A 23,694-nucleotide genomic window follows, 5' to 3' on the forward strand; every position below is an offset into this window, starting at 1 on the left:
GGTGGCAGTATAAACGATAGATAGGGGAGTGAAGTGAGTCAGGCTGAACAAAGAGCTAGGGACCATCTGGCATTAGCGTTGGACTTCGACGATCTTGTGGTCGCATCACGACTGGCCAGGTCGATGACGTCTTACTTTTCGACGGTAAAGGTTGGACTTGAACTGTTCTCCGCCACCGGGCCGGAGTCGGTCGCCGTCTTTTTAAACCTCGGATACAAGGTATTTTTAGATCTAAAGCTCCACGACATCCCAACCACCGTTGGCAAGGCAGCCAAGGTTCTAGGTGGTCTTGGAGCCTCTTATCTGACGCTCCACGCCTTTGGTGGGGTAGACATGCTAAGAGCAGGCGTTGAGGGCCTAGCCGAGGGTGCTGGAGAGACAGGGGCTGCGATTCCGAAGGCGCTTGCGGTAACGGTGCTGACCTCTGATGCAGAGGCTCCAGAGCACGTGATGCCCAAGAGGCTCGAACTAGCGGTGCAAAGTGGCTGCCAAGGCTATGTGTGTGCAGCGGTCGATCTGCCATTAGCACGTTCTCTTGCTCCAGACCTCTTTGCCGCTGTGCCTGGTATTCGGCCAAAAGGTGCAGACCGACATGATCAAAAAAGGGCCTCTACCCCGCAAGAGGCAATTCTAAACGGGGCTGATCTCTTGGTAGTCGGCAGGCCAGTGACCCTGTCAAGTGATCCCATGGCGGCGGCGGAGGAGATTTTTAGCTCGATCCTGTGAAAATTCGGTTTTTTTTTGGGATTTTGAGGCAAAGTTCTCAAAAACCGTATGCAAAGACGTCAAACATCGGTTATGTTGCGTACATGCCATTGCCACCATCACTAACACCAGAGCAGCGAGCAGCTGCGCTTGAGAAAGCAGCCCAAGCGCGTAAAGCAAGGGCGGAGTTGAAAGAAAAGCTCAAGATGGGTCAGATAACCTTGGCCTCTCTGCTGGAGAGGGCATCCACCGACGAACTGGTGGGCAAGATGAAGGTTATCTCGGTCCTTGAGTCCTTGCCGGGAATAGGGAAGGTAAAGGCGAGAAAGCTCATGGATGAGATCGGTGTCGCCGAGACTCGTCGTCTTCAAGGACTTGGATCCAATCAAAAAGAACGTCTCATTCAAGAGACGTCAAAGTCCTGATAGTTGTTCTTTGTGGGCCGGGAGGCGTAGGTAAAGGAACCGTCGCCGATCGGCTCGTAAAGGAAGTTGAAGGACTTGAGCTATCGAGGTCCTGGACTACTCGGGCTCGACGTCCTAATGAGAGCAATTTAGCTTATAGCTTTGTCTCAAAGGAAGAGTTCTTAAGGGCGATCGATGAGGGTAAGTTCTTGGAGTGGGCCGAGTTCAATGGAAATCTCTATGGAACTCCCCTCCCGGATCATCAAGGTTCGACCGATCTCCTATTAGAGATCGACTCCCAAGGGGCCCACTCGATCAAAAAGCTCTTTCCAGACTCCTTGGTGGTGTTGTTGCTTTCGCCCTCAGAGGACTCTCTGAGGGAAAGGATGCGCCAAAGAGGTGACGATGAGGCGCATATAGATGCTAGAGTACGCCTCGCCAAGAAGGAGATAGCCTCGGCAAGAGAGGTTGCTGACTATGAGGTCATCAACTTAGACCTCGATAGGGCGGTTGCTGAAATTGCGTCTATGATCTATAAGGCTAGAGAGTCAAAGAGTCGAGGAGGAGATATTGGTCGAGGCTAACCGTTCCATGATGGTTCCGCCGATAGAGACGCTGCTGGAGAAGGCCGGATCTAAGTTCGTTCTTGTCTCCTTGGCGGCTCAAAGGGCTCGCCAGATAAACGACTACTACTCCAAGTTGGGAGAGGGTCTGGGGTCGATCGTCCCTCCGCAGGTGGAGTCGACCTCCACTAAGTCTTTGTCGATCGCCTTCGACGAGATAGCCGCCGGCAAGATCGTGCCTGAGAGGGTAGAAGAAGAGCCGGAAGAAGCTGAGTAAGGTGTCAAAGTAGGCTAAGGCGTATAGGAAGAGTTCTAGATCCCTTGGCGAAAATCTTGTTAGGTGTTGGCGGCGGGATCGCTGCTTACAAGGCTGTCTATCTACTGCGATCTCTCGTTGCCTCTGGCCATGAGGTAACACCTGTTCTGACTGAGGCTGGTTCACACTTTATCGGGGCCCAAACGCTTTCGGCTCTTGCCTCGAACCCGTGTCTGAGTGGACTATTTGGTGAGTCAGACCCTATTCCCCACACCCACCTTGGAAGATCTGTGGATCTCATCTGTGTGGCGCCAGCAACTGCCGATCTGATTGCGAAGTTTGCAAATGGGATTGCTAACGACCTGCTAAGTGCGACCGTAATGGCGTCAAGAGCTAAGGTGGTAGTGGCGCCGGCGATGCACGAGGAGATGTGGGATAGTCCAGCTGTACAGCGCAATCTCCAACTTCTTAGGGACTATGGTTACCTGATAGTTCCTCCGTCTTATGGGCCCTTGGCGGCGGGTGATGTCGGTCGGGGCCGTATGGCAGAACCGTCTGTCATATCTCTATACGTCGAAGTGGCCCTTGAAGATCGGGGGATTAGTCTTTGGGGCAAGAAAGTAGTTGTTAGTGCCGGAGGGACCAGAGAGCCCATCGATCCCGTTAGGTTCATTGGAAACCGTTCGAGTGGTAAACAGGGTCTCGCCTTGGCTAAGGTAGCGGCGGTTTTGGGCGCAGAGGTCTCCTTGGTTACTACGGTAGCGCAAGGTAGTTTCCCTAGCGTTACTGAGGTCTTGGTCTCAAGTGCCAAGGAGATGGATGAAGCACTTACCAACGAGACGGCTGGCGCTGACCTTGTCGTTATGGCGGCGGCGGTCTCGGACTATCGAGTCAAAGAGCCTTCTAGGTCAAAGATCAAACGTGAGAGCGCTGCCGAGCTTAACATATCGCTGGAGGCAAATCCAGATATCTTGAAGGGGCTTGTGAAGGCGAAGAAGGATGGTTCGATCTACATAGGATTTGCTGCGGAGACCGATGATCTGGAGGTTAATCTTCGAAGGAAGCTTGAAAGTAAGGGTGTCGACATCATGGTCGGCAACGACGTTACAAGACCTGGCGCTGGCTTTGAACACGATACAAACTCCGTGGTGATCCTTTCAAAAGACGGACAAAGAGCCGTCTTTGATGACCTCAGTAAAGAGAAGATCGCTCTTGAAGTGCTAACCTTTGCATCAAGACTGTTCGATAGGCCCTAAGGTTTATACAAAGGTTTTGTAGATTAAGATATATTAGAACTAGACAGGAGACGATGATGTCACAACGGCGATTTACCTTTACCTCCGAGTCGGTCACTGAGGGTCATCCAGACAAGATGGCTGATCAGATATCAGATTCGATCCTGGACGAGATCCTTCGCCAAGACCCTCAAGGTAGGGTCGCCTGTGAAACCCTCCTTACTACCGGTCTCGTTGTGGTCGCCGGAGAGGTCTCAACGACCAGCTACGTTGAGATTCCCAAGATCGTACGGCAGACGATATGTGACATCGGCTATGACAGAGAAGACTTTGGATTCGATGGACACACCTGTGGAGTGGTTGTCTCTTTAGATGAGCAGTCTCCCGATATAGCTCAAGGCGTCGACGGCTCCTACGAGACTCGTGAAGAACAGGAAGAGGACGAGCTTTCGAAGTTGGGAGCAGGAGATCAAGGAATGATGTTCGGGTTTGCCTGCGACGAAACTCCCGATCTCATGCCCCTTCCAATTTGGCTTGCGCATCGTATGGCGCAGCGGCTATCTGAAGTTAGAAAAGCCAACGTGCTCCCATACCTAAGACCTGACGGAAAGACCCAGGTCACTGTGGAGTACGAGGGATATGTCCCAAAGGCGATAAAGACCGTCCTCATTTCCACGCAACATCAGCCAGGAATAGACCTAAAGACCCTACTTCTACCAGATCTTAGGGACTCGGTCATACTCCCCATGCTCCCTGAGGCCCTGGACAGATCTGAGATGAAGATACTAGCCAATCCCACGGGACGTTTTGAACTCGGTGGTCCCCATGCAGATGCCGGCCTTACTGGGCGAAAGATCATTGTCGACACCTATGGCGGATCTGCACGCCACGGCGGTGGTGCGTTCTCGGGTAAGGATCCTTCGAAGGTGGACCGCTCCGCCGCGTACGCAGCGAGGTGGGTTGCCAAGCACGTCGTAGCTGCAGGGGCGGCACGCCGCTGTGAGGTACAGGTTGCTTATGCTATTGGCGTCGCACATCCAGTGTCCATTATGGTTGAGACCTTCCAAACTGAGACCGTCGATCCTAAGCGTATCGAGACGGCTGTTCGGGAGGTATTTGACCTTCGGCCGGGGGCAATTATCAAAGAACTAAAGCTAAGGCGACCGATCTACAAAAAGACGGCTGCATACGGCCACTTTGGAAGACTGGAGAAGGGCTTTACGTGGGAAGAGACTTCCAAGCTTGAAGAGTTCCGCTCGGCCGTATCTCTCTGAGAAACATACCCGCCTGTCTACACTTTGATATTGCTGGTTGGATAGTTGAACGTTGACGTAGTCGCTAAAACCGGCCCAAAGACGAAGATACTTACCTATCGTTGGCCCGAACACCTTGGCGAGCCCCTAATTGGTCAGAGAGTGAGGGTTCCCCTGCGCTCAAAGTTACAAGAGGCATGGATCGTTGGAGTTAGCTCGACCGAGGTGAGCTTTGTTTTGCGGGAGGTTAAAAAGGTTATCGGTTCAGGTCCTCCGCCTAACGTGGTGGACCTTTGCCTCGCGCTCTCATGGATCTACAAGGTCTCAGCAGGTTATTTCTTGCAGATGGCAAGTCCTGATAGGGTTGGGAAGCACTCTAGAAGATCTCTTGGCGATGAACCAAGGACGCTTCGATATCTTCCTGGAAGCGGATCAGACCCTTTGGAACTGATTGGTGATTTTTCGGCTCCGAAGACTTACTGGGTCCCGCCGAATCACACGTTGTTAGAGGTCATAAGAGAGCGGGTGCGTTCGCACCTTGTCCGAGGACCATGTCTAGTGTTGCTTCCCAATCGTGAAAGAGTCGAAGAGGCGTCGAAGAGCCTAATCGACATCGATGCACCCGTTCACCTCCTTGAGAGCGACTGGCATCTAATCGCTGGACACAGAGGTTCTCAGGTGGTCCTAGGAACAAGGAGTGCGGTGTTGGCACCGCTCGTTTCTTTATCCGCTGTTGTAGTCGTCGACCCTTTGGACAGATCGATGCGTGAACAAAGATCACCGTTTTATGAAACCTACGATCTAGCACTAATACGATCTGCACTTGAAGGTGCGGAGATGGAGACTGTAACCACTCTTCCCCCGCTGGTTTCGCTTGCGCACTCCAAGGTACTTAGACCTCCGATGCGTGAGATGATAAAGGCGAGCGCAAGGGTGATGCTGTGGGACATGACCGAGTCAAAGAGTTACCTAGACGTAGTCTCAAGGGCGCTTCAAATTACACAAAAGACCAAGGCGCAAGGCAGTTTAGAGGTGGATGCGTCTTTGGTTGTGGTCTATAACAAAAAGGGTTTCATACTCAAGATCAGGTGTAAGAGCTGTAAGACGGTCCAGACCTGTGAGGTCTGCAAGTCTCCCCTTCTTGGCGTTACAGGAGGTATATCGTCCTCGATGCACAAAGAAGACTGGCTGCGCCTTGAGAAGGAGAGGGCTACTCTGAAGGGTCAACGCTGTCCGTCCTGCAAGGTTACCTATCCTCCTATATGTGGAGTATGCCACAGCCTGGACCTTGCCACGTACTCAAAAGGTACCGAGAAGATCGCCAGAGAGCTATCTTTGGCTCTCGGGCGGGGGACGAAGATAGAGGAGCTAACTTCCGTTTCAATACCAGGAAGTGAAGACGACCAAATAGACGATGGACGCAAGTCCATCGACGTGCTTGTAGGCACGGAGGCGACTCTACTTCGATCCATAAAGGCAGAAGCCGTCGTTTTCTTGGACTTCGACCAGTTCATCAACCCCTTAGAAGACGGAGAGACTTACGTACTTTACCTTCTCACCAGAGCTCTTGATATGGTGAGTATGGCAGGAGGGTCGGTTCACCTCCAAGGCCGATATCTTGAGACACCTCTGGTACAGCTTGCTCGCAAGGGCCATGTGGAAGAGTTCGTGAGGGAGATCTTCAATGAGAGAAAGACCTTTGGTCTTCCGCCTTTCTCTGTGGTTGCAAAGGTTGATCACCGATCCGGTATGGAGCTTGAGAGTTGGGTGGAGAAAAGTTCCTCAGAGCTGCCGTATAAAGAGATCGTCTTTGGTGAAGATGACAAAGGAGATATCCTTGTGAGCGCTAGGACCAAGGTAGATCTACTTCGAGTCTTGGGCCTATATGAGGAGGAGTCCTCAACCAGACTGCGACGCCTGGAGCTATCCCCTAGAGGTACTGGGTTTTTGTAACGACAGAGCCATCTGCTAGGAACTTGTTGGGTGTCTTAGTTCTTTACGAAAAGTTCGTTTTTACGACTGATGGAATCCCATACTTCTCGTTGATTCGCCGGTAGGGCTGTTGTTGTGGTCGATGAACGGCTAGTGTAGCCTATCTCTTATTTATAGTCTAGAGTATTTGGGGCTTTAGATGACGGCTTGATAGAGTTCTACGGACTCTGGATGCTATAGGAGCATTATCGGTGGTTGGCGGCGATGACCTGTAGTCAAAGATGCTGTTTCCATAGATCTCGGTCGTTGTTTAGATAGGTGTGGCTCACAGGAATCTTCACGTGTTTTTCGACTTGGCGGCTTTGGATCTATAGCACTTGAGGTCTAAGTACAGCGCCTTTGTAGAGGTGTACTTTGTGGACTTAGTGTGTGTTGGGATCAATGAAGATGTCTTTCAGAGATTGGTCTCTCTTCTCAAAGTAGTGCTTCTGTGTAAGAAGGCAGAGATAGATCCATCTGTGGATGTTTTTGTCTATGCGGCTCGGTCTCGCACATAGAGAGAAATATGATCTATGGTACCGTATCCCAAGGTGGGGCTCGTAACAGTGCTGTTAGAAAGATCGGTCTTACTTACGAAGAGATAGGTAATCTTTTGAGTGCGAGTCAGATTTTTTACTTATCGTTAGCTATCTTTGCGGTTGTCGTTGGGGTTACGATCCATGCCGTTGGACTTAGAGGACTCTTCCGAAGAGCAAAAAGATCAGCTTCGGTCTCTAAGGGGTCTTTCTCCAAGTGCATAAATGGCCCCCATGGAATCCTGGCTCCACTAGTTTTCATCGAGATGCTGCTACCGATTTTCCCGCTTTCGTCGTCGATGAAGTCCATACTTGTGTATAAAGGTGGAATACTGGTAGTCGCTGGATTTGCCTGGCTCTTGCTAGTGATGACCTACGTCTTAGAGGATGTGGTGCTAAGCCACTACCGCATCGACGTCGATTATAGTCTACGTGCACGCAAGGTCCACTCCCAGATAGTCGTTCTGCGTAGAGTTGCGATTGTAGTGATCTCTGTTGTTGCACTTGGAACGGCCCTTCTTACCCTTGGACAGGTCCGGGGGCTAGTAACCGGGCTCTTAGCCTTGGCACGCGTCATCGGAATCCTAGGCGGAGTAGTCGCTAAGCCTACGGCCACCAACGTCATGGCTGGGTTACAGATAGCAATCTCTCAGCCTGTCGCATTAGACGATGTCGTTGTGGTCAATGGGCATTGGGGTGGGGCCTAAGAGATCGCACTGACCTACGTGGTCGTGCGTGTTTGGGATATGCGTAGACTGACCTTGCCTTTCCTACCTTATAACTAACCCACTTGAGAACTTGACACGTCGTCCAGCCGACATATTGGGCTGGATCCTTATCGATGTAAACTTTAGGGCGCCTGTAGATGAGATAGATGAAGCGTTCATGGAAGATAGTAGCTGCTTTAGAAAAGTGGGATAAGGAGGTCTCTCGTATCCAGGTGGTCTCGTCCTCGTCGATGCAGCTCAGGGGTCTGATGAGCGCGCCTGACTCCTCTTTGTCCTAAGATCTTTAGTGCGAGGTTCGGGAGAGACTCATAGCGCACATAGCGTCTAAGTACCCTGATGCCCTTTGCGAGTAAAAAATCAACTTAACTTAGAGTCACGTGTCGATGGAGTTGAGAGCATCTCCTGAAGCGTTACCTTAGAGCAAGCCCTATGACTAAAGGAGTAGCCGATCCCATCTTCTCTCTGGCCCAATCATCGAGGCAATGTAAAGCGGTTGCCTGTCGTTGAAAAAGATCGGTGACTTGCGGACCCTAGCTTTGGTTTAGTGAACCATAGCTTCGCAGTGGAATCGACGTTCAATGAGCTGTTCTCTTATGTAAGTGCTCTAGGTCGTGACCCTTGCGTAGTGCGGCGTTGAAGAGCCATATGGGGCACTGTGAAGGCCAATGCAACTCCAATAAGCAGGTGGGGATAGATGAACAGAGATACGACCGTGATCACTCCAAGAGGTGCGAACGCTAATAAAGAGAGCTCAAAGTCCTTTGGCTTTGCTCTCGCAAACACTCTGCGATCCAAATACAGCGAGCGCATGGAGTGAATAAAGAAGAAGTAAAGTGCAAAGACGATAAGGGGAGATGTTCGTTCGAATGCGGCAAAAAGGCTCAGAGACATTACTACTGTGATCCAACTGGATCGCCCATGTCGGTGAAGTAAGGACACAAGCGAGGTTAGCAAGGTAAAGATGTCTAAGACTATGAGCATTTGAGCAACTGTGTTGATTGTCTCGAACTGATTGGAAGAGACAACCCCTAGCAGGAAGTGTTGTACAGAACCGTCCCTCTGGGTAAAAATTCCTAGTATCGGCAGTAATCCGGAGCTTACTCGGAAAAGAGATGCAGAACCTCTCCGTTTTTGGAGCCCCCCAAACCTTGACTCTAAAAACTTCAGATCTTCGTTTCCAAAGTGCGCAACGCTCACGGCCAGTAACACAGCCAACTCTTCCTTCGGAGCCAGGGGATAGATAACCAAGATAAGTACTGTAAGTGCAAGGTAGAAAGCGAAGTTGCGTCGCGGAGTCTTTGAGTATTTGATCTTGACTGCGTCCACAGCTCCGTGAAGACCTCCAGCGCCGATGATCAAGACCGCTAACAAGGATTGAAAGTGACCTGCTAGATTAGGTTCAACCACAAATGCCAAGGCGATCCCTGTTACGAGCACCTCGTATAAGTGGGTGTATAAAGTGTGACTCAAAGTCCTCACAAACTACCCCTCCTTGCTAAGGATTGCGCAGTGAAGGTTTCGCCTCCAGTGCTTCTTAGATGCACTGGAGGCGACTAGCAGGGGAAAGGAGACTGACTTTAGCTAGGCTGCTAGAGACGAGCGGAGGTCAGCTTCTTCCTTCTCTTCGACCTCTGCCTTCAGCTTCGAGACCTTGTAGACAAAGTAAGTGAAGAGAGGCTTGGCGACCACGTCAGCAATCGAGTAACCTACCTGCGATACCACGATTCCAGTTGCGCCGCCAACGAAGCTCGGCAGTATGTAGGCGATCGGATAGAATCCCCACGATAGCAGTAGTAGAGCCCTCAGAGTAAACATCAAAGGACGAACTCCCTCTGGCTGCTTATCTAGAGACTTCTGGATCTCTACGAACAGCACGTAGAGGATGTACACGAAGAAGACCGACGAGGCAGCTGCCCACAGAGTTCTCGCAGTAGAGTGCACCGGTGAGATCTGTCCAGGATATCCAAGAGCGATCATCAGTGACGATGCTACAACCAACTTGCTTATGAGAACCTTTGACTCCTTAGGCGTCAGCTCAAGAACCGTGACGAGCTCCGCTAAGAGCAACGGTACTGTGAGCAACCAGTCCACGTAGCGGTAGGCTTCGTTGAATGGTATGCCCGTTGGCACGTATTTGCCTCCCACGATGTGGTAGGCGGCGGTAAATGAGTTGAAGATTCGGAAGTAGTGATAGTCGGCTATCGCCATAACTAGAGTTCCAAGTGTTAGTGCGTTCCTGTGTTTGGCGGGGAGTGAGCTCCTAATAAGTAGAAAGCCTATAAATCCCGCCAACATCGTCGCAATAACAAAGGACAATACGTTATAAACGATGTTGTACTGATTTAGACTCAGTATTGTCGCTAATGACATTGAGAAAGTTCCTTTCTCTCTGGCCGGGAGGTCGTGCAGGACCCCCGGCTTTCTCAGTTTTTGTAACCAACTACTATAAGCATTGCAGTCCCTCGGATATTCCTCAGTTTTAGTAGAATTTAGTTGTAATTAGTATTTGCATGACAAAGGACTACTAAGTGGTACGAAAAGCCAGAGTTCCCGTGTCTCAGTCATCCTGGTTAGACGCACAATCTCAGTGATTTGCCGTGTACTCCCTTGGGTCTCTCCATAAAAGACTGAGTTATGGCCCTTCTGTCCAAATTTAACTAGGCTGCCCCATAATTCAGATTCTTACATGTCGTTAGTGTCCTTGGACGTCGCGTTGGCTTGCGGTAGGAGGAGATCCTCTACGGGATCGGAAGGTTTTTTAGTTTACATGAAAGTGGATATGTTCTTTTAGACGGCGTCGGGGCTGCGCTTCCTGTTGCATTCCATCGCCCGTAAGAGATCAATTATCTGCGCCTCTGGCTTGTATAATAGATGCATCGTCTTTAGAGGGTGTTTTTGCGGCTTAGTTGGTTCAACCCAGCTGAGTGACTGTGGCGACGATTGAGAACTGCGAATAACGTCGCCCCGGAAGCTAGAAAGATCGTCACTTCGGGGTATCTAAGCAAAAAGGTTGGCTGGAAGGCATGCTCTCGTTGTGAGAGACCCAGTCTTTCGCTGTTCCTAAAGAATTATCTTTGTAGGACCTAAACATATCGCCTTGAGATTTTGTTAGGGGAGCGCCTCTTTTGATTTCAAAGATCCGCTCCCCAAGACTCGACGTAGCCGCAAAGTTTGTGGACTACACGATAAGTGGAGGTGGCGGGAGTCGAACCCGCGTCCCTCGGTCTCTCGACAAGCATTCTCCGAGCGCAGTCGGGCTTATTTTCCCCGTTTCACTCGCCCAACGAAGATCACGGGTTTTTCTACCTGAGTTTCCCATATAGGCCGGTAGATATCCATATGGTAGCGCTAATTTATGACATCTGTGAACCATCCCTTAGCGCTTGAGATGGGCAGACGTCGCTACGTACTAAGCAGCGAGTGCGAGCTGAGGCTCGGCGTTTGTTTTTTTGTCGATTTATTAAAGTGCGTTCGATAAGCACTGCTCGCTTCTCTTGTCTTGACTCTCCGAGGTCGAAGCCTGTCACCCCCATATTGCTTTATATCCAGCACGCCTTGTGCTGGATAAGTTATCGTAGTCGGTTCTAGCTACAAAAACGGCTTTGCCTGTAAGTCTCCTTTGGTATGTATGACAGGTTGGGGAGAGTCTCTAGGAGATCTGCACACCGTAACGCTTGGAAAGCTTCCTCATCTCCATCTCGGCGTCTCGCTTTGCAAGCTCGTGACGTTTATCGTAGGTCTTGCGTCCCTTGGCAAGTGCGATCTCCATCTTGGCTTTGCCGGATTTGAAGTAGATCGATAGTGGAACTAGCGTAAGACCGTCTTGGTCCACCTTGCCTCTCAGTCGTTCGATCTCCCCTTTGTGTAGGAGTAACTTCTTGGGACGTTCTGGGTTGTGGGCACCAAAGCCTACCCCATACTCATAGGGGGATATGTTTACGTTGTATGCGAAAAGCTCACCCTGTTCCACTTTGCCGTAGGAGTCTCTTAACTGAGCCTTCCCCAGCCTCAGAGACTTTACCTCACTTCCTTGAAGCACTATTCCAGCTTCGAAGGTCTCTAGTATCTCGTAGTCGTGACGGGCCTTTCTGTTGGTGGCTACCGTCTTGTTGTTTGAAGCGTCATGCAGAACCTTTTTTTTCTTATGCTTTGAACTCATGGTGATTTCCTTGCTGGAAAGACTCTTATTAGGGCGTCCTTATTCGATTTGCTGCACTATAGGTTATCTGTGATGGGTGCTTTGAGTAGTCGTGGTGATCCGAGATCACGCCCAGCAGCTCACTTGACGCATCTCTGTCGATACTGTGTGGCGGTTATAGTGTCATCGGTGAACTGTCGCAGCGTTGGTATCTTTGACTCTGGCTTTGGAGGCCTCTCTATTCTAGCGGCCCTGCATGATCTGGTTCCAACGGAGAGTCTTGTCTACTTCGGAGATACAAAAAGATATCCCTACGGTCCAAAACCACAGGAGATGGTAAGACGGTTCTCCGTTGAGATTAGCCGATACCTGGTTCGGGAGTTCGACGTAAAGATGATCGTAGTCGCCTGTAACACGGCTTCAGCAGCCGCTCTTTCACACCTTAGGGAGGTTATGGACGTTCCCGTCGTCGGTGTAATCGAAGCAGGGGTACGCGCAGCAAAGGCAGTCTCCAACCGCCAGAGTATCGGTGTCATGGGAACGGTTGGCACAATCGCCTCAGGTGAGTATCAGCGAAGATTCCAAGGAGAAAATCTCTCAGTTGTCTATCAGTCTTGTCCAGGCCTGGTGGAGTTCGTTGAAAAGGGTGAGACTTACTCGGACCAGGTTCTGGTACTCCTGAGGGTACTTCTTGAACAGTTCTACAGCGCTAAGGTCGACACAGTTCTCTTGGCCTGCACGCACTATCCGTTTTTGTCCCGAGCCATCTCCGACGTTCTTGGTAGAGAGGTCGTTCTTGTCTCCTCCGCAGAAGAGACAGCGTTTGAAGTTTCCGCTATGCTCAGCGAAGAGAGCCTTGAGTGCGAAAGTGGGTACGAAGGTTCAATAACCTACGTTTCGACCGGTGACCCTGGGGTTTTTGCAGACGTTGGATCGCAGATCTCTGCCATGAGGATCGACGGTGTACGACACGTTGACCTAGAAGATCTATGTTAAGTGAAGTTAGAGTAAAGGAAAGGTCTGGCGTTTATGAGACGAGATGGTCGAGAGCCAGATGAGCTCAGAGCGGTAGCTATTGAGAGAGGTTTTACGGAGATGGCTGCGGGATCCGCCCTGGTTACCTTCGGTAAGACCAAGGTGATATGTACGGCATCGATCGAGGAGAAGTTACCTCCATGGCTTCGCAACGGAGGAAAAGGCTGGGTCACGGCGGAGTACTCTTTGCTTCCGGGATCCACACCCGAAAGAAGTGCTCGGGAAGCCGTAAAGGGTAAGCAGTCTGGTCGTACCCAGGAGATTCAGAGACTCATTGCCAGGTCATTACGGTCGATCTGTGATCTAAAGGCTCTTGGCGAGGTCCAGATCACACTTGACTGTGATGTAATTCAGGCCGACGGAGGTACGCGAACGGCTTCAATCACTGGTGCCTATGTCGCTCTTGTTGATGCGGTCGCTGAGCTGGGCAGAAGGCGTTCGCTGTCGAATGACCCAATAACCGGACAGTGTGCGGCGATCTCCGTGGGTGTCGTTGGTGGAGAGGTCGTGTTGGACCTTGACTACTCTGAAGACTCCGTTGCGGACGTCGATATGAACGTTGTCATGAACGACTCCGGTGAGTTCATCGAGCTACAAGGTACAGGGGAAGGCTCGACCTTCTCTAAGAGCCAGCTGGTTGAGATGGTACGACTAGCTGAGAGGGGAGTATCGGACCTACTTGAACTTCAACGGAAGGTCTTGGGGCGCTAGAGTGCAGACCGTCGTTCTGGCAACGGCCAACGCTCATAAGGTTTTAGAGATTGAACGTGTTCTTGTGGGCCTAAGAGTTCTGCCCCGCCCTGACTCGGTTGGGGAGATCGAAGAGGGCGGATCCAGTTTTGAAGAAAACGCCACCATAAAGGCGTTAGCGGTAGCTCGAGTCAGTGCCCTGATAGCCTTAGCGGACGACAGCGGACTGGTAATTCCCTCTCTTGGCGGAGCGCCTGGGGTCACATCGGCGCGCTTTGCAGGACCAAACGCTACCGATCTAGAAAATATCACAAAGGTTCTCACGCTTATGCAAGGTCTTGACGACCGAGCCGCTTACTTCGTCTCAGTGATAGCCCTTGCCAGGCCGGACGGACGCGTGGTGACCTTTGAAGGTTGCATAGAGGGATACATCTCAGAAGAGATAAGAGGGGATGGCGGGTTTGGCTACGACCCCATCTTTGTGCCGAATTCGGGAGATGGGCGTAGTTTCGCCGAACTTACCATGGAAGAAAAAAACCGCGTCTCGCACCGTGCTGTTGCGATCTCCAAGGTTGTGGAGTTCGTGAACTCTCCCGAAGGGCTGGAGTTCTTCCACCTATAACCGTATCCTAACGCTATCTCCAATGGTCTATAACATTAGGTCACTTTGATAAATAGTATGAAAACGAAACTCAACGTCAAACGTTCAACTATGTACTTAGGTTCCCTTGGAGGTATCTTAATCCTTGGAGCTGCGTCTTTGGTGGGCTACGAATTCAGTCGTCCTGCATCTAGTAGTCATGGATCAAAGGTATCTGCGAGCGAATTAAGTATTACTTCGGGCAACAACTCCAAGTCAGTGAGGAGCAGGCATAGGTACCCCTACCAGGTGACCCAAACTTACTATCTAAAGAAGAAGGGAGTCAGCATCGTAGTGACCGAGACGTTTGGACGTGTCGTAGCTGCGAACTCAAACTCTCTCACTCTTGGACTTCCAACGGGCAAGGACGTGAGTTTTACGATAACTTCATCGACAAAGTTCAAGGGGTTGACACTCGGGATCTTGGAGGACGATCTATCTCACGGCGACAAAGTTAGAGGCGCGGTCGTGACCGTCGGTTCGCAGGTGAAGATAGTGCGCTCGCATGCAGTCGCTAGTGGCCTTACTGCCTAAAGTACTCAGGCGTAATTGGCAGGAGAATTGGGTTAGAAGACCTTGAACGGTCGTTACACTCTTGGTGCGGGCGGGGAGACTCGAACTCCCACACCTACAAGGTACTAGGACCTAAACCTAGCGCGTCTGCCAATTTCGCCACGCCCGCAAGGAACAAAAGTTTAGCAGTGAAAGCTATCTTGTGCGCACGGGCATGTACTTATGATTTACATATTAGCGTTACATCCATGGCTGATAATTCTTTGCTAGAAGCATCTATGAGAGATATAGTTACAATGGCGGTTCCCGATATGAAGGGCGCAGACACATTCCAGCAGCTCTTGCGAGAAAGAATCGTCTTTTTGGGCACGGTGGTAGATCAGGCATCTGCGAACATGATTGCGGCTCAGTTGATTTTGCTCGAGGCGGAGGATCCCAACCGGGATATATTTCTTTACATAAACTCGCCCGGTGGTTCTGTCACGGACGGTTTGGCGATCTATGACACCATGCAGTACGTTAGCTGTGATATCTCCACTATCTGCATCGGTCTTGCAGCGTCTATGGGTCAGTTCCTCCTATGCGCTGGAACGAAGGGTAAGAGATTTGCGCTCCCCAACTCGAGAATTCTAATGCATCAGCCAGCTATGGGGGGAATGCAGGGACAGGCTGCAGACATAGCGATCCAGGCTGAGCAGATCAGCCACCTAAAAAAGCTGTTAGCTGAGAAGATTGCTTTCCATACCGGACAGACTCCTGAGAGGATCAGGGAGGATTCAGAGCGAGACCGTTGGTTTACAGCTCAGGAAGCCAAGGAGTATGGTTTCATAGACGAGGTGATAACCCGATCGAAGAGCCGTAAGTCTGCGACATCGGATAGCACCCCGAACGACTAGGGACCAGCTCGTTTACGCTAAGATATTCCTCGTTAGTTTGACCCTGGGTCGATCTGAGACCCAGATGGAGGCGATGTGTTAGGCCAAAGAGATCCAGATGCAAAGACTGTGTTCGCCCGAGATGACGGTGGCGACCTGCCCATTCATCTCGTAAGTCCACGAATCGGGGTTTTTCAGCGTCTCTCTAGCATCTGGAAGCACAGGGGACTTTTGTTCTCTTTGGTAGGTAAAGAGATCAGGGTGAAGTACAAGAACTCCTTCTTGGGATTTGCTTGGTCCATGCTGAATCCAGCTATGTACATTTTGATCTATTACATCGTCTTCCAAAAGATACTTCGCAACGGAATACCCTTGTTCGCAATCTATCTGTCCACAGGACTTCTGATATGGAACATGTTTCAGGCTGGAGTCCAGGGAGGCACTGGGTCGATAGTAGGGGGAGCAGGGCTTGTCAAGAAGGTGGCCTTTCCTAGAGAGATCTTGGCGCTAGCCTCCGTTGGTGCGGCGTTTGTGTTCTTCCTGTTCCAAGTCGTGGTTCTAGTCATCTTTCTGGTCATATTTCGCGTTGCGCCAGCCCTCAACTATCTGTGGATTCTACCGATTGGCCTGTTAGCGATACTGATCATCGCATCTGCTCTTGCTGTTTTTTTGTCGGCTGTCAACGTGTATCTAAGGGACATGCAGCACTTGGTGGAGTTGCTTATGCTGGCGTGGTTCTGGGCAACACCTGTTGTGTATACGTATCTAACCTTGCAGGTTGCGTTGGCCCACCACGGACTCACGCAGCTTTACCTTCTTAACCCTGTTACACCAGTGGTACTTTTGTCTCAGAGAGCCCTTTACGCAAAGCTGTCGCCGATGGGGACAAACCACCAGATTGTGCACGTCCTGCCTAACTTCTCACCCATGTGGTTCTTGCAGGCCATAGGTATCGAGCTGGTGGTAGGTGCAGTTTTGTTTCTAGCCGCCTTGTATGTGTTCTCCCGCCTCGAGGGAAACTTTGCGGAGGAACTTTAGATTGTCTATATCGGTTGATGTTAGGGATGTCTCTAAGCGCTTCCGTTTGGTGCACGACAAATACAACTCATTGAAAGAGCGAGTTATTCATGCAGGTAGGGTCCCTCATGAAGACTTCTGGGCTCTTCAAAACATCTCGTTGCAGGTCAACGAGGGAGAGACGGTGGGGCTGTTGGGTCACAACGGCTCCGGCAAGTCTACACTGTTGAAGTGTATAGCGGGAATTCTCCAGCCTACCACTGGCGAGATTGCGGTGAGGGGTCGGGTTGCTTCCATGTTAGAGCTGGGTGCGGGTTTCTCTGATGAACTTTCGGGTAGAGCTAATATCTTCTTAAACGCGTCGCTCATGGGGATGTCTAAAAAAGAGATCGAGTCCAAGATAGACGACATCATTGACTTTGCGGAGATCGGTCCATTCATAGACAACCAGGTTCGTTTCTACTCTTCGGGAATGTACACCCGTCTGGGCTTTGCGGTTGCAGTGAATATGGATCCTCACATACTCCTAGTTGACGAGGTGTTAGCGGTCGGAGACGAAAACTTCCAGAGGAAGTGTATCGACAAGATTAGGTCTTTCCAAAAAGAGGGGCGAACGATCGTCTTTGTTTCGCACTCTCCCGACCTCGTGCGGAGCATATGTGACAGGGCTTACGTCCTAGACCACGGCAAGATCGTAGGTCAGGGGAATGTTCAGGACGCCATCTCGATCTTAAGAGACTTCCAGATGGCCGGCTCGAGTTTGGTGAACGATCCGAGCGATCCTGCGAACGCAAAGAAACCAAAGCCGAGCGATCACCACAACTCTGGGGAGAAGAGGGTCCTTATCTCAAGTCTTGAGATCCAGGGTGAGAGTACAGGAGGATCGGCCCCTTTGCAAAGCGGTGACTCGGCGATCTTGCGTGTGGGCTACGAGGTGTTGAACTACGTGCCTACAGATGTAATCTTTGGTCTTGAGATCTTAGATGCGAAGGGTGAGACGGTGTACCGTGGAGATACGGCGACCTTGGAGATGCCCCCTCTTACGCTGGTTGGGAAAGGGAATATCTTGGTGCGTCTTGGATCGCTACCTCTCGGAGAAGGTGTCTACAGTGTCTCAGTCTCCCTTGTGGATCTGCACGGTGGAACGTTGTTGGACTGGCGCTCCTTGGACAACTCAGTCAAGGTTCTTTGCCAGCAAAAGTCTTCTGGAGTCCTTGCTCTAAACTTTACGACCTTTGTTGAACAGACCATATAGGGGGATTGGTCGAAAGTAGCTGTTACCCTGGTGCAAGAAAGACTAGTACTTTGTAGCGCTGTTACAGGTGGGCCTTTAGCTCTAGCAGGAACTGAAGGTATCTCTGTAGTACCTTGTCCCACGTAAAGTTCTTCTGGTGGTAGTCGTTGCCTAGTTTACCCAATCTGTTGCGAAGTGCTTCATCTAGAAGGACTTTGTCTAGTGACACCTCAAAGGTTGCGTAGTCGTTAAACCAAAGGCCTCCGCCACTTCTTAGAACGTGTTCATAGGTTGGTCCACAGGTTTGATTTACGATGACAGGGCGTTTTAGTGCCCAGGCTTCGAATAGGACGATCGAAAAGGCCTCGAAGTAAGAGGGAGATATGACCACTTGGGATGAGTTGATTAGCCCCCATTTCTCCTCTTCGCTTACTACTCCAAGCACCTCAATGTCTTTGTGTTTTGGTGGATCAACCACCACGGGACCTGCATAAAGTAGCTTTAGTGAAGACGGATTTCGTTCTTTGTACTGAATAAAAAAATCAGCAAGCATGGTGGTGCCCTTATGGTCGTCAACGCGGCCAAGACAAAGTACGTAAGGAGGTCCAAGCTCTGAGGTAGTGCGCTTTAGGGATGTCCGCACCTTATCCGTTGGTCCATCTACTCCCAGTCCCAACTGTATCTGTCGGGTGGCACCGACTCTAAAGGTCTTATTCACCAGTTCCAGCTCGGCGTCGCTTTGAAGAACTATTGCCCTCGCGGATTCAAAGAGTTCCCTGTAGATCTTTAGATAAAGTGGTGGTTCTGGGTGTGCAGCTGGATGGAGAACAGATCGTTCCCTTACAAGTGGAAGACCGTATATCATCGGATGGTAGAGGTAGGGGTAGAAGACGACCAAGTCACTCGTGTCAGAGGCTATGGCTTCCAAAAGATCGTTAGAGACAGGTCCTTGGGCTTTGACCCACTTGGTACATAGGTCCATCGGAGTAGATGACGGCATGAATAAAACCTTTTCCGAGAGTTCAGGGAAGGATCTGCTGCGTCCAAGCTCCGGCTTGAACCTATGCACAACGACTCCATCTATCTCTGTGGTGCCCACTTCGAAGTGGTGTTCCCACGTATCGATACTCAAAGCAGTTGTTGTGAGGACCTTTATTCTTACTCCTAAGGCTGCGAGCTTCTCTGCAAAGCTGCGTGCAGCCCCTTCTGCTCCACCGACGACCTCTTTGCCGTACCTTGGCAAAACGAAGGTGATTGAGAGATCCTGACCTGAGTTCACACTCGCCCCTTTTTTGTGGAGATCTTCTCTACGTAGCGTGAAAGTTGGTCACTCTTTACGACTTTATTTATAGTTGATAGGTTTTCAACCTTGGCTCTATCTATGCTGTAGCGCTCTAGCTGTTCTGCTGCGCCTCTTTGGAACTCTAGCTGTCGATCTGAGTCTGAAAGAGCAATGTGCACCGCTGATGCGAAAGATATCGGATCAGGATCCCTTACCAATACCCCAGCTCTGCCTAGCGTGTCTGGTATCGCCGATGAGGCATAGGCGACTATGGGCATAGAGTTCCTCATGGCTTCGATCAAAGGAAAACAGAACCCCTCGTGTCTCGAGGTACATGTAAATACATCTGAGCTCCGATAGCGCAGGCTCAGTTCCTCGTCCGTCACCGATCCCAAGAACTCTATCGACTCTGCAACACCGATCTCTGCGGCAAAGGCTTGTAGGAAGTCGAAGTACTTTTTCTGCGCTGGATTGCCTACAAGCTGCAAGATGGCGTCTTTGTCGTAAATGCGTTGATAGGTGGCAAAGGCCTTGATCAACTCGTGTTGTGCTTTGTTTGGAACGATGCGTCCAACAAATAGCCACTTAGCGCCGTGCTTTATGGGCTTACACTCCCTGGGATGCGTCTCGGACAGAGCAATAAAGGGAGCGGCGATCTCTATGTTTTTATATCCCAAGCGGACTAGGTCGTTTGCGTTGAACTTCGATACCGTAAAGGCCATGGTTATATGAGGGGCGAGTCTTGAGATCTCAGCCACCGCCATGCCTAGAGCAACTGCGGTACCTACGTCCCAGTCAATCACCGTCTCTGCTGGCGTTATGTTGTGGTAGTTCATCAGCACCGGCTCGTGGCGTTGTGACAGAAAAGAAGCCATTGGGGAGTTGGTCGATCCTTGGTATATGAGGTATGTGTCTTCTTGGAACTTTCTAGGAAACTCCCGGTAGCTCTTGGCAAATGATCTGGCCTCACCCTTCATCTCATCCGCATATATCTCAGATTCAACCCCCGCCTCTATCAAGGTCTGTTGTAGTGCTAAGGTGTGCTGACCGACTGCGTCTCTTAGAGATAGAGAAGGTATGAACTGATGTATCTTAGGGGACATCTCCTAAGCCTCCTTGGTGGCGACTACGTAGCGTCCAGGGACTCCCTCTTTGGTGAGAGGAGCTATCTCGCCAGTATCAAGCACGGAGAAGCCGATGTATTCAAGAGCGTAGATCCATGTAGTGTCGGAGAAGAGGCGTCCTGGGGCAAGTTCGGTCGCCACGGTGATTTCGCGGCTCTTACCGGTGACCTCCGGGCTGTGAAAAAGCAGAACAAAGAGTCCGCCTGTTGGCGTAAGGGAGTTGTACAGGGTGCCGATTATGTCGGTCTTGTCGTGCGAAGATCTAAGTTCATAGCTACCTTGAACAACGACAGCTCCAAGGCTTTCTGGCGCCAAAGACCTGATATGGTGTCCAAGTGTCTCCCATCGAATATCTGCCTTCTGGTCAGCGTCTTTGAGGAGATGCTCTCTATGGTCGATTCCGTAGACGTCGCAGCCGAGTTCAGAGGCAACCTTTAGTGCGTCGCCCGATGCACATTCCGTTACAAGAACTCGTCCCTTTACCTCCGACAAGGCTTTGGTTATACTTTGGGACTCGGCGATGGAAAGTCCCAAAGAGGGAGGCAGGTCAGCTGCCAATACCTCGGGGTAAAGCTCGTAGACCCGCCTCTCTAACTTGTCGAGTCTGACGTGTATGACTCGAAGTAGGTGCACTAAGTTGACGACGAAGTTGGAGATCTGCTGGGCGACGTAGTTAAAGTACCAGGCTGTAAGCTTTTTGATCGTCCATTTTATGTAAGAGACTCCAGGTGCCGATGACTTTGTCGGCACCATTACGTCTATAAAGCCCGTCGCCTCGACCATGTCTAACAGATGTTCCGAGGAGTACACCGAGGCCTCGCCCGGATTAGGTGCATGGCGCTTGAAAGCTTTGTCCATAGCCAACTCAAAGGCGGGAGGGTAAGCACCCTCTTTTCTCCGCCGTTGCACCTCAGCTACCACCTCTTTGTAAAGTGCCTCCTGGAACGCCGTAACCTCTGGATCCAAGGAAGAGTAGGCGTCTTTGGGCTGAGTTTCAGGGTCGGACTGCAAAGAAAACTCCTAATGGTCGGGTTTAGATTTGGCAAAGCTCTATCCTAGCGCGACTCAGACTAGGCCGTGGCTTGGTTGCTGTGGCCGAGAGGCCAAGGTCTATAACTTAGACCAGCGTTTAGTGATTGGCGGGCGGGGCTGGTTTGGGTCGATCTGCCTTGGTCTTGTTGGTTGCAGAGCGAACGATCTCCCTAGCGTAACCAAGACCCACTTGAGTGGTAAAGTATCGGGACTATTTCTCCGAATATAACTGCAGAAATACTATTTGATTTGTATCTGATACATGGATGTGGACTCGCAAGCTATGCGGTTTTAGCTTCAACGGCTTGCGTGAGGTGGTGAAGGATGCGTAGAGGGCTGCACTCAAGAAGAAGCCGAAGGTCTCGAAAGATCGTAAGGATTATGAAAAAGACCCTTCTTATCTCACCGTTATCGGTTCCGGCGCTGCTAGCGTTTGAAGCGCTGCCAGCTTATGCGGATAGTGGTGTGGTGATAACGGTAACGGGGCACGGATGGGGACACGGTTACGGAGCGGGACAGTACGGTCAGGCAGGCTACGCGATCTTGGGTCAGCAAAGCTATCAATGGATCCTCGGGCATTACTACGGTGGAACCAACATCGCCACGGTGCCAGATCAGCTCGTAAGTGTGGAACTACAAGGCAACGCCTTCAACAACATAACGGTCTTCTCTCCTGTGAACTACGCTATCGCAGGGGTATCTGTACCAGGCGGATACCTAACTCAGCTGGTGCTCGGCTCAAACGGTCAATACAACGCGGAGGTCTCGGCTACGTCGGTAAGTGGGTGTGGGGCTTCTCCTGGCTGGAATGTGGTTGCATCTAACCTAAGTCCAGCGTCTTCGGTCATTACCCCAGGAGTTGGAACCTCCATCTCGGCTATGTCACAGGAAAACTGGAACGACTCTCTTCAACTATGTTATCCCAACGGCAACGTGGAACACGTATACGGTTATATCGAGGGCATAACCTACTACACGGGGCAGTATCCACTGCAACGAACGGTAAACGTGCTCCCCGTAGAGTCGTATCTGCAGGGTGTAGTGGCCTCTGAGACTCCAGCGTCTTGGGGTACTTACGGTACTCCAGGTCCCCAAGGAGAGCCTTGGGGCTTCCAAGCTCTTGAGGCGCAGGCGGTGGAGTCTAGGTCTTTCGCCCTCTCAAATCCCATGGGATGGTTTGGATTTGCAGATACCTGCGACTCAACGGAGTGTCAAGTTTATAGTGGTATGTGGAATCCGAACTCACCGTCAGCGCCGCTGTATCAGCTTGCCGATCAGGCGATCCAGGACACAGCTGGTCAGGTGATGGAGTGGCCAAACGGACAGATCGCAGAGACGCAGTTCTCAGCTTCAACCGGTGGTTATACCAACAACGGGCAGTTCCCAGCTGTAGTGGACCAGTACGACAACATCTGTACTCCTCAGTTGTGCAATAACTTCAATACCTGGACTCAAACCCTTACCTCGTCGCAGATCGAGACGCAGTTTCCCTCTATAGGGACTCTCACTCAACTCGTGGTCGAATCGAGAAACGGATACGGAGATATGGGTGGTCGTGTAACGGCGATCAGTATCGTGGGTACCAACGGATCCGTTGAGGTAAGTGGGGCTACGTTCGCGAGTGACTTCGGGTTGAACTCTGACTGGTTTGAACTTTCTGGTCCGGTCTCTATCTCCAACGACCTAAGTGCACCGGTTTCAGGTAGTGGTTACTGGGTTACTGCAGCTAACGGCGCTGTTCTTCCCTTCGGTTCAGCGACCTCGTACGGCTCTATGGCGGGCCATCCTCTAAATCAACCGATCGTCGGCATGGCATCCACACCTGATGGTAAAGGGTACTGGCTCGTTGCCTCAGACGGTGGTGTTTTTAGCTTTGGTGACGCCGCCTTCTATGGTTCTATGGGTGGTCACCCTCTAAATAAACCGATCGTAGGCATGGCATCGACACCTGACGGTAAAGGGTACTGGCTCGTTGCCTCAGACGGTGGTGTTTTTAGCTTTGGTGACGCCGCCTTCTACGGCTCTATGGGTGGTCACCCTCTAAATAAACCCATAGTAGGCATGGCATCCACACCTGATGGTAAAGGGTACTGGCTTGTAGCATCAGACGGCGGCATCTTTAGCTTCGGAGACGCCACCTTCTACGGCTCTATGGGTGGTCATCCTCTAAACAAACCCGTCGTCGGCATGGTGGCGACAGGTGACGGTAAAGGGTACTGGCTCGTTGCAGCCGACGGAGGTATCTTCACCTTCGGAGATGCGAGCTTTGTTGGGTCGCTTCCGGCCTTGGGTATTACCACTCCAGCCGTTGGAGTTGCACCGACCCCGGACGGCAAGGGTTACTACATCCTGCTGAACAACGGTCAGATCGTGTGCTTTGGGGATGCGGTGTTTGAAGGAGATCCTTACTCGTCGGCTTCAACACCGGTGCAATCACCGATAGTAGGGTTGACAGCCGACTAA

At 51.1% G+C, this 23,694-nt stretch carries 24 protein-coding genes, 1 tRNA gene and 1 other RNA gene; 18 read left to right on the forward strand and 8 right to left on the reverse strand.

Annotated elements, in window-relative coordinates; translation table 11 throughout:
- Positions 1-33 precede the first annotated feature (33 nt).
- The 10 genes from pyrF (at position 34) to BUA24_RS13095 (ending at position 7,929) form a co-directional block, all read left to right on the forward strand.
- Entirely contained in the window at positions 34-726 is a 693-nt protein-coding gene (gene pyrF, locus BUA24_RS02605) for an orotidine-5'-phosphate decarboxylase (RefSeq protein WP_072788473.1), read from the forward strand.
- 83 nt (positions 727-809) lie between these two features.
- Positions 810-1,130 (forward strand): integration host factor, actinobacterial type, encoded by a 321-nt coding sequence (gene mihF, locus BUA24_RS02610; RefSeq protein WP_072788527.1) that lies wholly within the window; start codon positions 810-812, stop codon positions 1,128-1,130.
- Complete coding sequence (locus BUA24_RS02615; RefSeq protein WP_072788475.1) at positions 1,130-1,693, forward strand: nucleoside/nucleotide kinase family protein; 564 nt, start codon at positions 1,130-1,132, stop codon at positions 1,691-1,693. The genes mihF and BUA24_RS02615 overlap by 1 nt, the downstream gene beginning before the upstream one ends.
- Complete coding sequence (gene rpoZ, locus BUA24_RS02620; RefSeq protein WP_245790262.1) at positions 1,680-1,949, forward strand: DNA-directed RNA polymerase subunit omega; 270 nt, start codon at positions 1,680-1,682, stop codon at positions 1,947-1,949. Before BUA24_RS02615 ends, rpoZ begins: the two co-directional genes overlap by 14 nt.
- 44 nt (positions 1,950-1,993) lie before the next feature.
- Complete coding sequence (coaBC, locus tag BUA24_RS02625) at positions 1,994-3,184, forward strand: bifunctional phosphopantothenoylcysteine decarboxylase/phosphopantothenate--cysteine ligase CoaBC (protein WP_178138676.1); 1,191 nt, start codon at positions 1,994-1,996, stop codon at positions 3,182-3,184.
- A gap of 56 nt (positions 3,185-3,240) precedes the next feature.
- Positions 3,241-4,437, forward strand: a complete 1,197-nt coding sequence (gene metK / locus BUA24_RS02630; RefSeq protein ID WP_072788477.1) for a methionine adenosyltransferase — start codon at positions 3,241-3,243, stop codon at positions 4,435-4,437.
- Positions 4,438-4,482: 45 nt separating this feature from the next.
- Complete coding sequence (locus BUA24_RS02635; protein ID WP_072788479.1) at positions 4,483-6,369, forward strand: primosomal protein N' family DNA-binding protein; 1,887 nt, start codon at positions 4,483-4,485, stop codon at positions 6,367-6,369.
- A gap of 395 nt (positions 6,370-6,764) precedes the next feature.
- Positions 6,765-6,905 (forward strand): hypothetical protein, encoded by a 141-nt coding sequence (locus BUA24_RS12400; protein WP_178138677.1) that lies wholly within the window; start codon positions 6,765-6,767, stop codon positions 6,903-6,905.
- 8 nt (positions 6,906-6,913) lie between these two features.
- Positions 6,914-7,630, forward strand: a complete 717-nt coding sequence (locus tag BUA24_RS02645) for a mechanosensitive ion channel family protein (protein WP_072788483.1) — start codon at positions 6,914-6,916, stop codon at positions 7,628-7,630.
- A 167-nt stretch (positions 7,631-7,797) separates the two neighbouring features.
- On the forward strand, positions 7,798-7,929 hold the full coding sequence (locus BUA24_RS13095; RefSeq protein WP_272867273.1) for a hypothetical protein: 132 nt from the start codon (positions 7,798-7,800) through the stop codon (positions 7,927-7,929).
- Positions 7,930-8,242: 313 nt separating this feature from the next.
- Here BUA24_RS13095 and BUA24_RS02650 read toward each other — a convergent pair whose 3' ends face one another.
- From BUA24_RS02650 to smpB, 4 genes are all read right to left on the reverse strand, one after another.
- The gene (locus BUA24_RS02650; protein WP_178138678.1) at positions 8,243-9,121 is read right to left on the reverse strand and encodes a Brp/Blh family beta-carotene 15,15'-dioxygenase; all 879 of its coding nucleotides are present in this window, start codon (positions 9,119-9,121) and stop codon (positions 8,243-8,245) included.
- A gap of 111 nt (positions 9,122-9,232) precedes the next feature.
- The gene (locus tag BUA24_RS02655; RefSeq protein WP_072788487.1) at positions 9,233-10,021 is read right to left on the reverse strand and encodes a bacteriorhodopsin; all 789 of its coding nucleotides are present in this window, start codon (positions 10,019-10,021) and stop codon (positions 9,233-9,235) included.
- A gap of 817 nt (positions 10,022-10,838) precedes the next feature.
- Positions 10,839-11,182, reverse strand: a transfer-messenger RNA (tmRNA) gene (gene ssrA, locus BUA24_RS02660).
- Positions 11,183-11,300: 118 nt separating this feature from the next.
- Positions 11,301-11,810 (reverse strand): SsrA-binding protein SmpB, encoded by a 510-nt coding sequence (gene smpB / locus BUA24_RS02665; RefSeq protein WP_072788489.1) that lies wholly within the window; start codon positions 11,808-11,810, stop codon positions 11,301-11,303.
- 168 nt (positions 11,811-11,978) lie between these two features.
- On the opposite strand from smpB, the gene murI reads away from it, so the two are divergent.
- From murI to BUA24_RS02685, 4 genes are read left to right on the forward strand one after another with little or no spacing between them, the layout of a single operon-like run.
- Positions 11,979-12,785 carry a glutamate racemase gene (gene murI / locus BUA24_RS02670; protein WP_072788533.1) on the forward strand — a complete coding sequence of 269 codons (807 nt, stop codon included), beginning with the start codon at positions 11,979-11,981 and terminating at the stop codon, positions 12,783-12,785.
- Between the two features lie 33 nt (positions 12,786-12,818).
- A complete protein-coding gene (gene rph / locus BUA24_RS02675) occupies positions 12,819-13,535 on the forward strand; it encodes a ribonuclease PH (protein ID WP_072788491.1) in 717 nt (238 codons plus the stop codon).
- Position 13,536: 1 nt separating this feature from the next.
- Complete coding sequence (rdgB, locus tag BUA24_RS02680) at positions 13,537-14,136, forward strand: RdgB/HAM1 family non-canonical purine NTP pyrophosphatase (RefSeq protein WP_072788493.1); 600 nt, start codon at positions 13,537-13,539, stop codon at positions 14,134-14,136.
- Positions 14,137-14,193: 57 nt separating this feature from the next.
- A complete protein-coding gene (locus tag BUA24_RS02685) occupies positions 14,194-14,688 on the forward strand; it encodes a hypothetical protein (RefSeq protein ID WP_072788495.1) in 495 nt (164 codons plus the stop codon).
- 62 nt (positions 14,689-14,750) lie between these two features.
- Here the strand turns inward: BUA24_RS02685 and BUA24_RS02690 are convergent.
- A tRNA-Leu gene (locus BUA24_RS02690) sits at positions 14,751-14,836 on the reverse strand.
- 109 nt (positions 14,837-14,945) lie between these two features.
- Between BUA24_RS02690 and BUA24_RS02695 the strand changes: the two genes are divergently transcribed.
- The 3 genes from BUA24_RS02695 (at position 14,946) to BUA24_RS02705 (ending at position 17,814) form a co-directional block, all read left to right on the forward strand.
- Positions 14,946-15,563, forward strand: coding sequence for an ATP-dependent Clp protease proteolytic subunit (locus BUA24_RS02695; protein WP_072788534.1), 618 nt, complete (start codon positions 14,946-14,948; stop codon positions 15,561-15,563).
- Positions 15,564-15,638: 75 nt separating this feature from the next.
- Entirely contained in the window at positions 15,639-16,580 is a 942-nt protein-coding gene (locus BUA24_RS02700; RefSeq protein ID WP_084660119.1) for an ABC transporter permease, read from the forward strand.
- 1 nt (position 16,581) lies between these two features.
- Positions 16,582-17,814 carry an ABC transporter ATP-binding protein gene (locus BUA24_RS02705; RefSeq protein ID WP_072788497.1) on the forward strand — a complete coding sequence of 411 codons (1,233 nt, stop codon included), beginning with the start codon at positions 16,582-16,584 and terminating at the stop codon, positions 17,812-17,814.
- 61 nt (positions 17,815-17,875) lie between these two features.
- On the opposite strand, the gene BUA24_RS02710 is transcribed toward BUA24_RS02705, so the two are convergent.
- From BUA24_RS02710 to BUA24_RS02720, 3 genes are read right to left on the reverse strand one after another with little or no spacing between them, the layout of a single operon-like run.
- Positions 17,876-19,072, reverse strand: a complete 1,197-nt coding sequence (locus tag BUA24_RS02710; protein ID WP_072788499.1) for a glycosyltransferase family 4 protein — start codon at positions 19,070-19,072, stop codon at positions 17,876-17,878.
- Complete coding sequence (locus BUA24_RS02715) at positions 19,069-20,178, reverse strand: glycosyltransferase family 4 protein (protein ID WP_072788501.1); 1,110 nt, start codon at positions 20,176-20,178, stop codon at positions 19,069-19,071. The genes BUA24_RS02710 and BUA24_RS02715 overlap by 4 nt, the downstream gene beginning before the upstream one ends.
- Before the next feature lie 3 nt (positions 20,179-20,181).
- Positions 20,182-21,210, reverse strand: a complete 1,029-nt coding sequence (locus BUA24_RS02720; protein WP_072788503.1) for a class I SAM-dependent methyltransferase — start codon at positions 21,208-21,210, stop codon at positions 20,182-20,184.
- A gap of 345 nt (positions 21,211-21,555) precedes the next feature.
- On the opposite strand from BUA24_RS02720, the gene BUA24_RS02725 reads away from it, so the two are divergent.
- Positions 21,556-23,694 (forward strand): SpoIID/LytB domain-containing protein, encoded by a 2,139-nt coding sequence (locus BUA24_RS02725; protein WP_072788504.1) that lies wholly within the window; start codon positions 21,556-21,558, stop codon positions 23,692-23,694.

Source organism: Ferrithrix thermotolerans DSM 19514 (genome assembly GCF_900128965.1).
In the GTDB taxonomy this organism is placed as follows: Bacteria; Actinomycetota; Acidimicrobiia; order Acidimicrobiales; family Acidimicrobiaceae; genus Ferrithrix; species Ferrithrix thermotolerans.